Origin of the sequence: Streptomyces aquilus, assembly GCF_003955715.1 — a bacterium.
Classification (GTDB): domain Bacteria; phylum Actinomycetota; class Actinomycetes; order Streptomycetales; family Streptomycetaceae; genus Streptomyces; species Streptomyces aquilus.
In genome coordinates this window covers 2,095,093-2,108,206 of record NZ_CP034463.1, presented here as the reverse complement: position 1 = coordinate 2,108,206, position 13,114 = coordinate 2,095,093, and the positions used below count along the sequence as shown (strand labels likewise).

12 protein-coding genes are annotated in these 13,114 nt (G+C 72.5%); 6 read left to right on the top strand and 6 right to left on the bottom strand.

Going from position 1 to position 13,114, the window contains the following annotated elements:
* Positions 1-29: 29 nt before the first annotated feature.
* The 3 genes from EJC51_RS09685 to fxsA all read left to right on the top strand — a co-directional run bounded on the left by EJC51_RS09685 (position 30) and on the right by fxsA (position 3,632).
* A complete protein-coding gene (locus EJC51_RS09685; RefSeq protein WP_126270700.1) occupies positions 30-1,628 on the top strand; it encodes an amidohydrolase in 1,599 nt (532 codons plus the stop codon).
* A gap of 536 nt (positions 1,629-2,164) precedes the next feature.
* A complete protein-coding gene (locus EJC51_RS09680; RefSeq protein WP_207924861.1) occupies positions 2,165-2,959 on the top strand; it encodes a polyprenol monophosphomannose synthase in 795 nt (264 codons plus the stop codon).
* 118 nt (positions 2,960-3,077) lie between these two features.
* Entirely contained in the window at positions 3,078-3,632 is a 555-nt protein-coding gene (gene fxsA / locus EJC51_RS09675) for an FxsA family membrane protein (protein WP_126270698.1), read from the top strand.
* 97 nt (positions 3,633-3,729) lie between these two features.
* Here the strand turns inward: fxsA and EJC51_RS09670 are convergent, their stop codons facing one another.
* From EJC51_RS09670 to yczE, 4 genes are all read right to left on the bottom strand, one after another.
* Positions 3,730-4,104 carry an RNA polymerase-binding protein RbpA gene (locus EJC51_RS09670; RefSeq protein ID WP_003977404.1) on the bottom strand — a complete coding sequence of 125 codons (375 nt, stop codon included), beginning with the start codon at positions 4,102-4,104 and terminating at the stop codon, positions 3,730-3,732.
* Between the two features lie 255 nt (positions 4,105-4,359).
* Positions 4,360-5,694: an MFS transporter gene (locus EJC51_RS09665; protein ID WP_126270697.1), complete on the bottom strand. Its 1,335-nt coding sequence runs from the start codon at positions 5,692-5,694 to the stop codon at positions 4,360-4,362.
* Between the two features lie 54 nt (positions 5,695-5,748).
* Positions 5,749-6,516, bottom strand: coding sequence for a glycerophosphodiester phosphodiesterase family protein (locus tag EJC51_RS09660; protein ID WP_126270696.1), 768 nt, complete (start codon positions 6,514-6,516; stop codon positions 5,749-5,751).
* On the bottom strand, positions 6,513-7,166 hold the full coding sequence (gene yczE / locus EJC51_RS09655) for a membrane protein YczE (protein WP_126270695.1): 654 nt from the start codon (positions 7,164-7,166) through the stop codon (positions 6,513-6,515). Before yczE ends, EJC51_RS09660 begins: the two co-directional genes overlap by 4 nt.
* Positions 7,167-7,265: 99 nt before the next feature.
* Here yczE and EJC51_RS09650 point away from each other — a divergent pair, with 99 nt between their 5' ends.
* Entirely contained in the window at positions 7,266-8,765 is a 1,500-nt protein-coding gene (locus tag EJC51_RS09650; protein ID WP_126270694.1) for an SCO1417 family PLP biosynthesis transcription factor, read from the top strand.
* A 73-nt stretch (positions 8,766-8,838) separates the two neighbouring features.
* Here EJC51_RS09650 and EJC51_RS09645 read toward each other — a convergent pair whose 3' ends face one another.
* Entirely contained in the window at positions 8,839-10,407 is a 1,569-nt protein-coding gene (locus EJC51_RS09645; protein ID WP_126270693.1) for an ATP-binding cassette domain-containing protein, read from the bottom strand.
* Positions 10,408-10,474: 67 nt separating this feature from the next.
* Complete coding sequence (locus EJC51_RS09640; protein ID WP_059196315.1) at positions 10,475-10,669, bottom strand: hypothetical protein; 195 nt, start codon at positions 10,667-10,669, stop codon at positions 10,475-10,477.
* 260 nt (positions 10,670-10,929) lie between these two features.
* On the opposite strand from EJC51_RS09640, the gene EJC51_RS09635 reads away from it, so the two are divergent.
* Positions 10,930-11,322, top strand: a complete 393-nt coding sequence (locus tag EJC51_RS09635) for an ankyrin repeat domain-containing protein (protein ID WP_126270692.1) — start codon at positions 10,930-10,932, stop codon at positions 11,320-11,322.
* Positions 11,323-11,623: 301 nt separating this feature from the next.
* Positions 11,624-13,045 (top strand): HEAT repeat domain-containing protein, encoded by a 1,422-nt coding sequence (locus EJC51_RS09625; protein ID WP_126270691.1) that lies wholly within the window; start codon positions 11,624-11,626, stop codon positions 13,043-13,045.
* Positions 13,046-13,114 lie beyond the last annotated feature (69 nt).

Genomic DNA, 13,114 nt, shown 5'->3' with positions numbered 1-13,114 from the left:
GCTGCCCGCCAGGCGCGAGACTGTTCCCCATGAGTGAGCCCACCGCCGCGCCCCAGACCGTCCTGCTCCGCCGAGGAGAGGTCCACAGCCCCGCCGACCCCTTCGCCACCGCGATGGTCGTCGAGAGCGGCCAGGTCGCCTGGGTGGGCTCCGAAGGCGCCGCGGACGCCTTCGCGGACGGCGTCGACGAGGTCGTCGACCTCGACGGCGCCCTGGTCACCCCCGCGTTCACCGACGCCCACGTCCACACCACCGCCACCGGCCTCGCCCTCACCGGCCTCGACCTGTCCGACGCGCCCTCCCTGGAGGCGGCCCTCGCCCTCGTACGGGACTTCGCCGCCGCCCGCCCGGAGGACCGCGTGCTGCTCGGCCACGGCTGGGACGCCGCCCGCTGGCCCGGCGGACGTCCGCCCACGCGCGCGGAGCTCGACGCGGCCACCGGCGGCCGCCCCCTCTACCTCTCCCGCATCGACGTCCACTCGGCGGTCGTGACGACCGCCCTGCTCGACATGACGTCTCTCGGGCACGTGGACGGCCCGCTCACCGCCGACGCCCACCACGCCGTGCGCGCCACCGCACTCGGTGCCATCACCCCGGCCCAGCGCGTCGAGGCCCAGCGCACCGCCCTCGCCCACGCCGCCTCCCTCGGCATCGGATCGGTGCACGAGTGCGCCGGACCGGACATCTCCTCCGAGGACGACTTCACCGGGCTGCTGCGGCTCGCCGCCGAGCAGGCCGGACCCCGGGTCGTCGGCTACTGGGCCGAGCGGGACGTCGAGAAGGTGCGCGAGCTGGGCGCGCTCGGAGCCGCGGGGGACCTCTTCGTCGACGGCGCCCTCGGCTCCCACACCGCCTGTCTGCACCGTCCCTACACCGACGCCGAGCACACTGGCACCGCCTACCTGGACGCGTCCGCCGTCGCCGCCCACGTCACCGAATGCACCGAGGCGGGCCTCCAGGCGGGCTTCCACGCGATCGGCGACGCCGCCGTGACCGCCGTCGTCGAGGGCGTGCGCGCCGCCGCCGAGAAGGTCGGCCTGGCCCGCGTCCGCGCCGCCCGGCATCGCGTCGAGCACGCCGAGATGCTCACGCCCGAGACGATCGCCGCCTTCGCCGAGCTGGGCCTCACCGCTTCCGTGCAGCCCGCCTTCGACGCGCTGTGGGGCGGCGAGGAGGGCATGTACGCGCAGCGCCTGGGCGCCGAGCGGGCCCGCACCCTGAACCCCTTCGCGGCCCTGCTGCGGGCCGGCGTACCGCTCGCCTTCGGCTCCGACAGCCCGGTCACCCCGCTCGACCCGTGGGGCACCGTCCGGGCCGCCGCCTTCCACCGCACACCCGAGCACCGGGTCTCGGTCCGCGCCGCGTTCACGGCCCACACGCGGGGCGGCTGGCGGGCGGTCGGCCGGGACGACGCGGGCGTCCTGGTGCCGGGCGCACCGGCCGACTACGCGGTCTGGCGCACCGACGAGCTGATCGTCCAGGCCCCGGACGACCGCGTCGCCCGCTGGTCCACCGACCCCCGCTCCGGCACCCCCGGCCTGCCCGACCTCTCCCCGGGCGCCGACCTGCCGGTCTGTCTGCGCACGGTGGTGGGCGGACGGACGGTGTTCGTGCGGCCGAGCGAGTGATCTCCCGGGGTGGCGCGGCTCCGAACGGCTGCCGCCGCCCCGTCTCGCGACCTGCGCATCCTCCGCACTGACCTGGGCATTGAGGAAAGACGTGCAGGTCGAACGGCTGTTGACAGGCGGCGGCAGGGGGCCGGTAGGTTCGGCCCAGTCCACCACCGGACGCCCTACCGGGGAACGCCCGCGAACTCGTCGCCGCGCCGCTGGGTCAGGGACGGTGTGCCGCACCGGGGCACCGCCACTGGCAGCCAGGCTCAGCGCCCGCGCCGCTGCGAGGGAACGTTCCGGCCGGTCGGGGAGGTGTGACCCGGGTGGGGCCCGGGCGCTCAGTAGACAACGGCTTTCGGTCGACCCGCAGCCAGCGGGTCCCAGGTCGGCCCGAAGGGCGCCGGGCCCCCATCCGCCGCACGCACAGGTGCCGAGAACGTCGTCCTTACCCAGCTCTTGTTAAAACGACACCACCATACGAACGTCCTGTCACGTCGTCACACGTCCCGCCGACTATGGTGGACGCCTGCGTACGGACTGAAGGGGCAGTAGTGAACGACGGCGACGGGACCCTCGCGGGGAGGCAGTTCGGCCCGCTCGGCACGGCCTTGGTGATCATCCCGACCTACAACGAGGCCGAGAACATCAAGAAGATCGTGGGCCGGGTCCGCAAGGCGGTCCCCGACGCGCACGTCCTCGTCGCCGACGACAACAGCCCCGACGGCACCGGCAAGCTCGCCGACGAGCTCGCCGCCACCGACGACCACGTCCAGGTCCTGCACCGCAAGGGCAAGGAAGGCCTCGGCGCCGCCTACCTCGCGGGCTTCCGCTGGGGTCTGGACAACGGCTACGGCGTCCTGGTCGAGATGGACGCCGACGGCTCCCACCAGCCCGAGGAACTGCCCCGGCTGCTGACCGCCCTCAAGGGCGCCGACCTCGTCCTCGGCTCCCGCTGGGTGCCCGGCGGCCGGGTCGTGAACTGGCCCAAGTCCCGCGAGTTCATCTCCCGCGGCGGCAGCCTCTACTCGCGCGTCCTGCTCGACGTCCCCATCCGCGATGTCACCGGCGGCTACCGCGCCTTCCGCCGCGAGACCCTGGAGGGCCTCGGCCTCGACGAGGTCGCCTCCCAGGGCTATTGCTTCCAGGTCGACCTGGCCCGCCGTGCGGTCAAGGCCGGCTACCACGTCGTCGAGGTGCCCATCACGTTCGTCGAGCGCGAACTCGGCGACTCCAAGATGAGCCGCGACATCCTGGTCGAGGCTCTGTGGCGGGTCACCACCTGGGGCGTGGGGGAGCGGGTCGGCAAGGTGCTGGGCCGCGCCCCGAAGCCTGACAAGAGGGCCTGACGACACATGCCGACGGGCCCCGACAGCCGTGGGCCCCGTACGGCTGTCGTACGGCCGCACAGGCCCCGTTGATCGTCCCCTTATCCCGTGTTGAGCCGGGCCCAGGCACACTGGACGCATGACGACTGGCGCTCCGACCCCCACGTACCCCGTCCGGCCCCGGCGCTCCCGGTTGCGCACCTTCCTGCCGCTGGGGATCGCGGCGTGGCTGGTGCTGGAGATCTGGCTGCTGACCGTGGTCGCCGGCGCCGCGAGCGGGTTCACGGTGTTCCTGCTGCTGCTCGCCGGGTTCGTGCTCGGTGCGGTGGTCATCAAGCGGGCGGGCCGCCGGGCCTTCCAGAACCTCAACCAGGCGCTCCAGCGCGGCACGGCCCCGTCCAGCGGCGGTGGCAACGGCCTGATGATGCTGGGCGGCCTGCTCCTGATGATCCCGGGCCTGATCTCGGACGTGGTCGGCCTGGTGCTGCTGATCCCGCCGGTCCAGAAGGCCCTCAGCCGCTACACGGAGCGGACGGTCGAGCGCCGGCTGCGCGAGGCCGCCCCGGGCACCCTGGGCGACGCCTTCCAGCAGGCCCGGATGCACCGCCCCGACGGCAAGGTGGTCCAGGGCGAGGTGATCCGGGACGAGCCGGGCCGGGCTCCCGAGGAGCCGCGCCCGCCGCTGACGGGCTGACGGCACGCGGACATGACTGCGGGCGCCGTACATGAACCTCATGTACGGCGCCCGCAGTCATGTCGTGCGCTGTGTTCAGCCGCTCAGGCCCTGGGGGCTATGCGGACTTGCGGCTGTCCCGCGGGTGAACGGCGATGTTCATCGCCCCCGAACGGAGAACCGCCAGACGCTCCTCGAGGACCTCTTCGAGTTCCTCGCGGGTGCGCCGCTCCATCAGCATGTCCCAATGCGTACGCGCGGGCTTGGCCTTCTTCTCTTCAGGGCCGTCGCCGTCAACGAGGAGTGCCTGGGCCCCGCAGACCTTGCACTCCCACTCCGGCGGGATCTCCGCCTCGACCGAGAAGGGCATCTCAAAGCGATGTCCCTTCTCGCATGCGTACTCCACGGCCTGGCGCGGGGCCAGGTCGATGCCGCGGTCCGTCTCGTAGCTGGTCACCACGAGGCGCGTGCCGCGAAGAGCTCGCTCACTCATGAATCGTGCCTCCCGGGCTTGTCGCCCACAGGACAGGTGTCGCTGTCGTCGTCATCCGGTCAACGTCCGGTCGGCGGTAAAGATTCCCGTTCCGGGTCATGCGTCGCCGTCGTAGCCGCCCCTTGTTGTACCCACCGGCGCCCGGTTTGTCACATCTGCTAGCAGATGTCACCCAGCGTTTCGGCATCTTTGACGCGCAGTAACGGTACGCCAGGCAGGCCAAACGCGTACACTACCGCCCTTTGCCGTCGAACGCTAAATCTTCTCCGGAACGGCGTTGCCCGCGTCGCGGATCGCCTGCCGCACCGGTACCCGCGCGAGCAGGACGAACCCGAGCGCGAAGAAGGCGACCAGGGAGATGATCGCGTCCCGGTAACTTCCGGTCAGCTGGTAGGTGATCCCGAACAGCAGGGGGCCCAGCCAGCTCATGCCCCGGTCGCTCATCTCGTACGCCGAGAAGTATTCGGCCTCCTTGCCGGGCGGTACGAGATGGGAGAACAGGGAGCGGGACAGGGCCTGGCTGCCGCCGAGGACGAGGCCGATCCCGGCGGCCAGCACGAAGAACCACACCGGCGCTCCGGCGGGCAGGAAGTACCCGGCCGCCAGGGTCACCGTCCACGCCACGAGCGAGCCGAGGATCGTCCGCTTGGCCCCGTGGACCCGGGCCAGCCGGCCCATCCCCAGAGCGCCCGCGACCGCGAGCACCTGGACCAGCAGCACCGCCCCGATGAGCGTCGACTGGCCGAGGTCCAGTTCCTCGGAGCCGTAGATCGACGCCTGGGAGATCACGGTCTGGATGCCGTCGTTGTAGACGAGGTACGCCAGCAGGAAGGCGAGCGTCAGCGGGTGGCGGCGCATGTCGCGGACGGTGGCCGCCAGCTGCCGGAAGCCCGGGGCGGTCGCCTCCTTCGCCTGCGCCCGGCGGTCGCGCAGCCGGCGTAGCGGTACGAGTGTGAAGGCGCCCCACCACAGACCCGCCGACGCCAGGCAGATCCGCACGGCCATGCCCTCGGACAGGCCGAAGGAGTCGTGGGCGGTGTAGAGGACCAGGTTCACGACCAGGACGAGGGAGCCCGCCGCGTAGCCGAAGGCCCAGCCGCGGGAGGAGACCGCGTCGCGCTCCTCGGGCGGGGCGATCTGCGGGAGATAGGAGTTGTAGAGCATCGTCCCGACCGCCGACGCCGCGTTCGCGACGATCAGCAGCAGACCGCCGAGGAGATAGCGGTCGCCGCCGAGGAAGAACATGGCCGTGGTCGCCGCGGCTCCCGTGTAGGCGGCGGCCGCCAGCAGCGGCTTCTTGCGGCCCGTGCGGTCGGCCGCCGCGCCGACCAGCGGCATCACCAGCACCGCCACGATCACCGACAGGGACACCGAGTACGCGAAGAACGACCCCGCGCGGACCGGGACACCCAGGGGGTGGACATAGCCGTCCGCGTCGGCGGCGTCCTCGGCGACCGACGTCAGATAGGGGCCGAGGAACACGGTGAGCACGCTCGTCGAGTAGACGGAGCACGCCCAGTCGTAGAAGTACCAGCCGCGCTGCTCGCGCCGCCGGTCGGCGGCCTCCGCCACCAGGGTCTCCGTGCCCATCCCGCCCCTCGCTGGTCCCGCGCGCGGGTGGCGGTTCCGGGGGCGGGAGGTCGGTCAGACCCAGACGCCGCGGTCCTCCATGACCTTGCGCAACGTGTCGATGTGATCGGTCATGATGCCATCGACTCCCAGGTCCAGAAGACGGTGCATGCGGTCGGGATCGTTGATGGTCCACACGTGCACGTGCAGCCCGCGCGCGTGGGCGGCGCGGACGAAGCGGTGGTCGACGACCTGGATGCCCGACTGGACCTCCGGCACCTGGGCGGCGACCGCGGACCGGCGCAGCGCGGCGGGCACGCCCCAGGAGCGCAGCCGCAGATTGAGGACGCCTCGGGTGCCGTACGACGTGGCCAGGCGCGGGCCCGCCAGCCGCTGGGCGCGCAGGACCCGCGCCTCGGAGAACGAGCCGACGCAGACGCGGTCCCAGGTGTCGGTGCGCTCGACCAGGTCCAGGAACGGGTGCAGCGCCGACTCGGCCTTGAGATCGACGTTCCAGCGGGCGTCCGGGAACGTCGCCAGGAGTTCCTCGAACAGGGGCACCGGCTCCTTGCCCGCCACGCGCGCGTGGCTCACGTCAGCCCAGGGCAGGTCCGCGATCCGGCCCGCCCCGTCCGTCACCCGGTCCAGGGTCGTGTCGTGGAAGGCGACGAGCTTCCCGTCCGCCGTGGCGTGGACGTCGGTCTCCAGATAGCGGTAGCCCGTCTCCACCGCCCGCCGGAACTGCAGCAGGGTGTTCTCCAGGCCGTCCGCCGCGCCGCCCCGGTGGGCGAAGGGGATCGGGCCGGGGTGGTCGAGGTACGGGTGACGTATCCGGGTGCTCACCGACGCAGTATCGCCCTACGGGGTTGCCCGCCGGCAACGACCGTGCTGCGGTCCGATGCCGAGGGGACATCGAACAACCGCAGGAACACCTGAGCCAGCGGGCCGATCGAGACGGCGTACAGCACGGTCCCGACGCCGATCGTGCCGCCGAGCAGGAAGCCGGTCGCGACGACCGCGATCTCGACGGCCGTCCGCATCAGCCGGATCGAGCGCCCCGTGCGCCGGTGCAGACCGGTCATCAGGCCGTCCCGGGGGCCGGGGCCGAAGCGGGCGGCGATGTAGAGGCCGGTGGCCGCGCCGTTGAGGACGATGCCGCCGACGAGCAGGGGGATCCGCGCGGCCAGGGCGTGCACCTCCGGCACCGCCGCGAGCGTGCCGTCCATCGCGATGCCGATCACGAAGACATTGGAGACGGTGCCGAGGCCGGGCCGCTGGCGCAGCGGGATCCACAGGAGCAGCACCGCCGCGCCCACGATGATCGAGACGACACCGATCGTCAGGCCGGTCAGCTCGGCGAGGCCCTGGTGCAGCACGTTCCAGGGCTCCAGCCCCAGGCCCGCCTCGACGAGCAGCGCCGAGCTCGCCCCGTAGAGGACGAGACCTACGTACAGCTGGATCAGCCGACGCCCGAGTCGGCGCTGGGTGGACAAGTGGTGCCCCCTGTGGTCGTGGTGGCCTGGTCCATGACACCCTGGGGCTTGGGTGGAAGCATCATCCATGGCCAATTCGGGGAAGGTGGACTGATTTCCATGGCGCAGTGGACCTCGGCGGTGGGACCGGCGCAGCTCGCCCGGCTGCTCAACTCCCAGCAGGACCGCCCGGCCGGCCCCGGCACCCGCCGCCCGCCCGCCTACCGCGCACTCGCCGACGGCATCCGGCTCCTCGTCCTCGAAGGCCGCGTCCCGGTGGCCGCCCGCCTGCCCGCCGAACGCGAACTGGCCCTGGCCCTGTCCGTCAGCCGTACGACGGTGGCGGCGGCCTACGAGGCACTGCGCACCGAGGGATTCCTGGAGTCCCGGCGCGGGGCGGGGAGCTGGACGGCCGTACCCGCCGGGAACCCGCTTCCCGCACGAGGTCTTGAACCCCTGCCGCCCGAGGCACTCGGCTCGATGATCGACCTCGGCTGCGCGGCGCTGCCCGCGCCCGAGCCGTGGCTGACCCGCGCGGTGCAGGGCGCCCTGGAGGAACTGCCGCCGTACGCCCACACGCACGGCGACTATCCCGCCGGGCTGCCCGCGCTGCGCTCGATGATCGCCGAGCGGTACACCGCGCGGGGCATCCCGACCATGCCCGAGCAGATCATGGTGACGACCGGCGCGATGGGCGCCATCGACGCCATCTGCCATCTCTTCGGGGGCCGGGGCGAGCGCATCGCCGTCGAGTCGCCGTCGTACGCCAACATCCTCCAGCTGATGCGGGAGGCGGGGGCGCGGCTGGTGCCGGTCGCGATGGCCGACGGGCTGGCCGGCTGGGACATCGACCGTTGGCGGCAGGTGCTGCGGGACGCGGCGCCCCGGATCGCCTACATCGTCGCCGACTTCCACAACCCGACCGGCGCGCTCGCCGACGACGACCAGCGGCGGCAACTGGTGGACGCGGCGCGCTCCGCGGGGACCGTGCTGGTCGCCGACGAGACCATGACGGAGCTGTGGCTGGACGAGGACGTCGAGATGCCGCGGCCCGTGTGCGGCTTCGACCCCGCCGGGTCCACCGTGATCACCGTCGGCTCCGCCAGCAAGGCGTTCTGGGCCGGGATGCGGATCGGGTGGGTGCGGGCGGCGCCGGACGTGATCCGCAGCCTCGTCGCCGCGCGGGCCTACGCCGACCTGGGCACGCCGGTGCTGGAGCAGCTGGCCGTGAACTGGCTGTTCAGCACGGGGGGCTGGGAGCAGGCCGTGGACATCCGGCGAGTGCAGGGGCGGGAGAACCGGGACGCCTTGGTGGCGGCGGTGCGCCGGGAGCTGCCGTCGTGGGAGTTCGACGTGCCGCGCGGTGGGCTGACGCTGTGGGTGAAGGCGGGCGGCCTGTCCGGGTCACGGCTGGCCGAGGCGGGGGAGCGGGTGGGCGTACGCGTACCGTCCGGGCCGCGCTTCGGGGTCGACGGGGCCTTCGAGGGATATGTGCGGCTGCCGTTCACCGTGGGGGGCGCGGTGGCGGACGAGGCGGCGGCGAGGCTGGCGGCAGCGGCGCGGATCGTGGAGAGCGGCGGGACAGGGGGCGGAGAGGCGCCGCGCACTTTCGTGGCGTAACGGCGCCCGGAGCTACCCAGGGGCGCGGGGAACTGCGCGACCAGCCCCCACGCAACCGCAGTCTGACGATTACTTATGGCGCTTCGGCAACGACTGCTTCCGTTTCCGTCGGGACAGTCTGCGCGTCCACGGGAGTGGTTCGCGGCGGCAACAGCGCAAGCACGGCCTGCCGGTCCGCCTCGCTGGTCTCGTCGTCGTACGGGTCCGGCGTCGACGGCACCTGGAGGCGATGCACCGGCCCCGCACCGAGACGGGCATAACCCCGGCCCGGCGGGACGTCGGCGACCGGCGTGGTGTGCGGGGGAGCGCCCAGCACCGCCTCCACCTGCGCGGGCGTCGCCGGGCCGAGGACGACACGCGCGCGGGTGTGCTGTCGTACCGCGTCGCTCAGCGCGTCCGCGCTGTCGAACTGGTCGGCCACGACCACCGTGACGCCCGCCGCCCGGCCGTGCCGCAGGGGGACCTGGAGGAGGGACTGCGGGTCCCGGTGGCCGTCGGCCGTGGCCAGGTGCGTGAACGCGCTGGGGCGGTCCAGGAGGATCCACAGCGGACGCCGGGTGTCCTCCGGCGGCGGGTGGCCCGCCTGGCGGGCCCGGTTCATGGCGATCAGGCGCCGCTCGGTCTCGGTGGCGGCCCACTCGAGGCTGGCCAGCGCGCCGGTGAGTCCGCACTCGACCGCCAGGACGCCGTCCCGGCCGGTCAGGCACGCGTACTCGCCGGTGCCGCCGCCCTCGACGATGACGACGTCACCGTAGGGCAGCGCCTGGAGGGCGATGGAGCGCAGCAGGGTCGAGGTGCCGCTGCCCGGCTGGCCCACGACCAGCAGATGGGGCTCCGTGGAGCGGACGCCGGTGCGCCAGACGACGGGGGGTACGTCGCGCTGCTCCTCGCCGTGGGTGAGGGGCAGGGTGCGCTGGACCTCGGTGGGGTCGGTGAAGCCGAGGACCGTCTCGCCGGGAGCCGTGACGAATCGCTGGGCGGCGATGTCGGTGGGCAGCGGCGGCAGGACGGTGACGGAGAGCTGGTTGCCCTCCTCGTCCCACGCGAAGCGGTACTCGCGGCCGCGGCCCGACTTGGCGTGCAGCAACTGCTCGATCCGCGCGCGTGCGTCGGCCTCGCCGTCGGTGAAGTAGGCGGGGTAGCGGATCACGAGCTGGGTGATGCGGCTCGTCTCGTCGAACTCGTACTCCGGGAAGGCCTTCTCCCATTCGCCGCCGTGGGCGTAGAGCGGGGCCGGGTCCTCGGCCGTCGCGAAGTACGGCACCAGGGCCTCGTAGAGGGACTTCAGCCGCTGGGTCTGCGACTCGTCCGGGCCTTCCGGCGCGGGCGGGGTGCGGTCCCGGCCCTGCCATGCTGCCGCCGCCATCAGGATGATGACGGCGAGCAGCGGACCGTACGGCACCAGGGCCACGACCAGGACCACCGACGCCACCAGGAAAAGCAGCGGCCCGCGCTTGTCCTTGGGGGTGTCGGCCCACTTGCGCCGCCCGGCCGAGGCCAGCCGGCGCAGTCCGCGGGTGATCGTGATCAACGGGTGGAGGACGTCGGTGGCGCTGTCGGCCGCCGTCCGGGCCAGCTCCCGGCTCCGGGCGATCTGCGCGCTGCCTGTGCTCAGGATGCGGGGGAGGGGGCGCCGGGCCACTGCAGTCTCCTGAAGGTGCGTACGGAAGGGAGGGACGCCTGGGGAAGGGGCGTCGGAAGGAGCGGCGTCAGAACTTGATGCCGCCGAGCAGGCTCGCCAGGCTCTCCCCGCCGGCTCTGATGCTCGGAGCGATGGCGGTGCTCGCGAGATAGAAGCCGAAGAGGGCGGCGACAAAGGCGTGCGACGCCTTGAGTCCGTCCTTGCGGAAGAAGAGGAAGACGATGATGCCGAGCAGGACCACGCCTGAGATGGACAGGATCATTTGAGGTCTCCTGGATCGGGGGGACAGTCACCATGAGTACTTCCAGGCTCACAGGATGTATCCATACGATAAAAGGTGCAACCGGGTGAAATCCGGGATGTTTCACCCGCTTGACGGGGGCGGCTTGGGCCGGATGAGCAGGGGACTTGCGTCCGACCGGGTCAGTGGTGATCTTTACCTCCGGCACATCGGGTCATGTGCCGCGCGAGCCAGTACCCTGGCGATTCACCTGAACGGTTGTATGAGAGGCGGTCCGGCCGATGAGCGAAGCCCCCGACCCCGAGGTCGTGGAGCTGGCGACCAAGATCTTCGATCTGGCCCGCAGGGGGCAGACCGAGGCGCTCGTGTCGTACGTCGACGCAGGCGTTCCGGCCAACCTCACCAACGACCGCGGTGACTCCCTGGTGATGCTCGCCGCCTATCACGGCCACGCCGAGGCGGTGCGCGCGCTGCTCGCGCGCGGGGCCGCGGCCGACGAGGTCAACGACCGAGGCCAGACCCCGCTCGCCGGGGCGGTCTTCAAGGGGGAGACGGACGTCATCAAGGCACTTCTGGAGGGTGGCGCCGATCCGGCCGCGGGGACCCCCTCGGCCGTCGACACCGCTCGGATGTTCGGCAAGACCGAACTCCTCGAATTGTTCGGCGCACACTGATCCGAACGCTCTGACCAGCGAGAACACAGAAAACGGGGGAGGCGGTAAAGGGCCGCCGAAATTTCGGTCGCGGCAGATGTAAGTGCCGAGTCATCATGACGTCGTGATTCACGGACGCGATGGCTGGGCAGGTGATGCCGCACCGCGCGGGCCGTGATGCGGTCCGCATGGGCCACCGACGAGAGGCAGAGGAAAATGGTCTACAGCAAGCAGGAAACGGCGGGCGCCCCGACGTGTTGTCACGCGGCCAGGTGAAGCAAGAACCCCGGTTGCGTCGACGCTTGATGTGAGGCTGTTTCCCATGTTCGAACCGGTCATAGCGCCCAGTGGTACGTTGCTCGGCCTGCTCCAGCGGGGTCGCGGCGACGGCACATTGCACGCGCTCACCGCGCCGCGCGCCGAAGCGCTCGCGGCCCTGAACCACTGTGTGGCGCGTGATCCCCGCCACGACTGGCAGGTGGAGAACCGCTCCCTCTACTACGCCCGGCTCTACCTCGACCTCCACGGCGACCTGGACCGCATCGAGGCCCACCTCTTCGACGTCGAGGACCACTTCGACGACGAGGAGTCACGGACCGGCCTCGCCCTGGCGGTCCTCGGGCACCTCGCCTCCTACGGCAGGCGGGACGCCCTCGAACTGCTGCGCAGGTACGCCGCCACAGGCGCCAACTGGGCCTGGGCCCTGGACGAGCTGGCCCTCAGGGACGACGACGCGGGGCTGCGTGCCCTCGCCGCTCCCGTGCTGGCCCGTTTCGGCACCGACGCCGAGGGCGAGGCCGAGCTGGCCGCCACCGTGCGCGACGCCTTCGAACCCCGGCCCTGGCGGCTGTGGGCCGAGGATCCGCGCGAAGCGATCGCCACGCGCGTGCGTGCCGCTCAGGAGGCCGGCTGCTTCGACCGCTGGCAACGCCAGATGCGACCTACCGGGCCCCGTCCGGGGTGGAGCGTGCAGGCGGTCTTCCAGTGGGCCGAGGAGGGCGTCGAACGCGGCGCCGCGCTCCACGTCCCCGCCGCGCGCTGCCTCATGGCGGTCGCCGGACCCGAGGACCGGCCCGAGATCGTCGCCGCCGCCAAGGACGGCACCGAGGGAGCCCGCTGCACCGCGCTCCGCTACCTCGCCGACGGCAATGATCCCGACGCCCTCGATCTGATCGAGGCGGCCGTGGTCACCGGCTCGGCACCGGTCGTGGAGGCCGCCGTCGACGCCTTCGAACGGATGCGCAGCATCGCCGCCGTCGACCGCGCCCGCAGCTGGGCCCACCGGCCCGATCCGCTGGGGGCCGCCGCCGGACGCATGCTCGCCTGCCGCGGCGGAGCCGAGGACAAGGACCTGGTCCTCGCCGCCCTGCGCGAGGCCGTACGGGGCGAGGGGCCGGACGCACCGACCCTGTGGACCCTCGTCGACGGCACCGGACGGCTCGGCATCGCCTGCGCCGCCCCCGTCCTGCGCCACGTCTACCGCGAGACCGCCTCGTCCCATCTGCGCGGCCGGGCCGCCCGGGCCCTGGCCGCCACCGATCCCTCCTTCGCCACCGGCTTCGCCGTCGAGTGCCTCTGGGACTGCGAGGAGACCACCCGCGAGATCGCCGCCCGGCACGCCGAGACCGCTGACGCCCGCGTCGTCGAGCAGCTCCGCCGGCTCGCCGCCGACCCGGCCGAGGAGGCCGAGGTCCAGACCGCCGTTCGCAGCCGGATCGGCCCCCCGGACGCCGCAGCCATGTGACGGCACGCCCTCAGGGTGAACTCGGGACGACCCGCGGGTCAGGCGCGTATGGACAGGGCCTGACCTGCG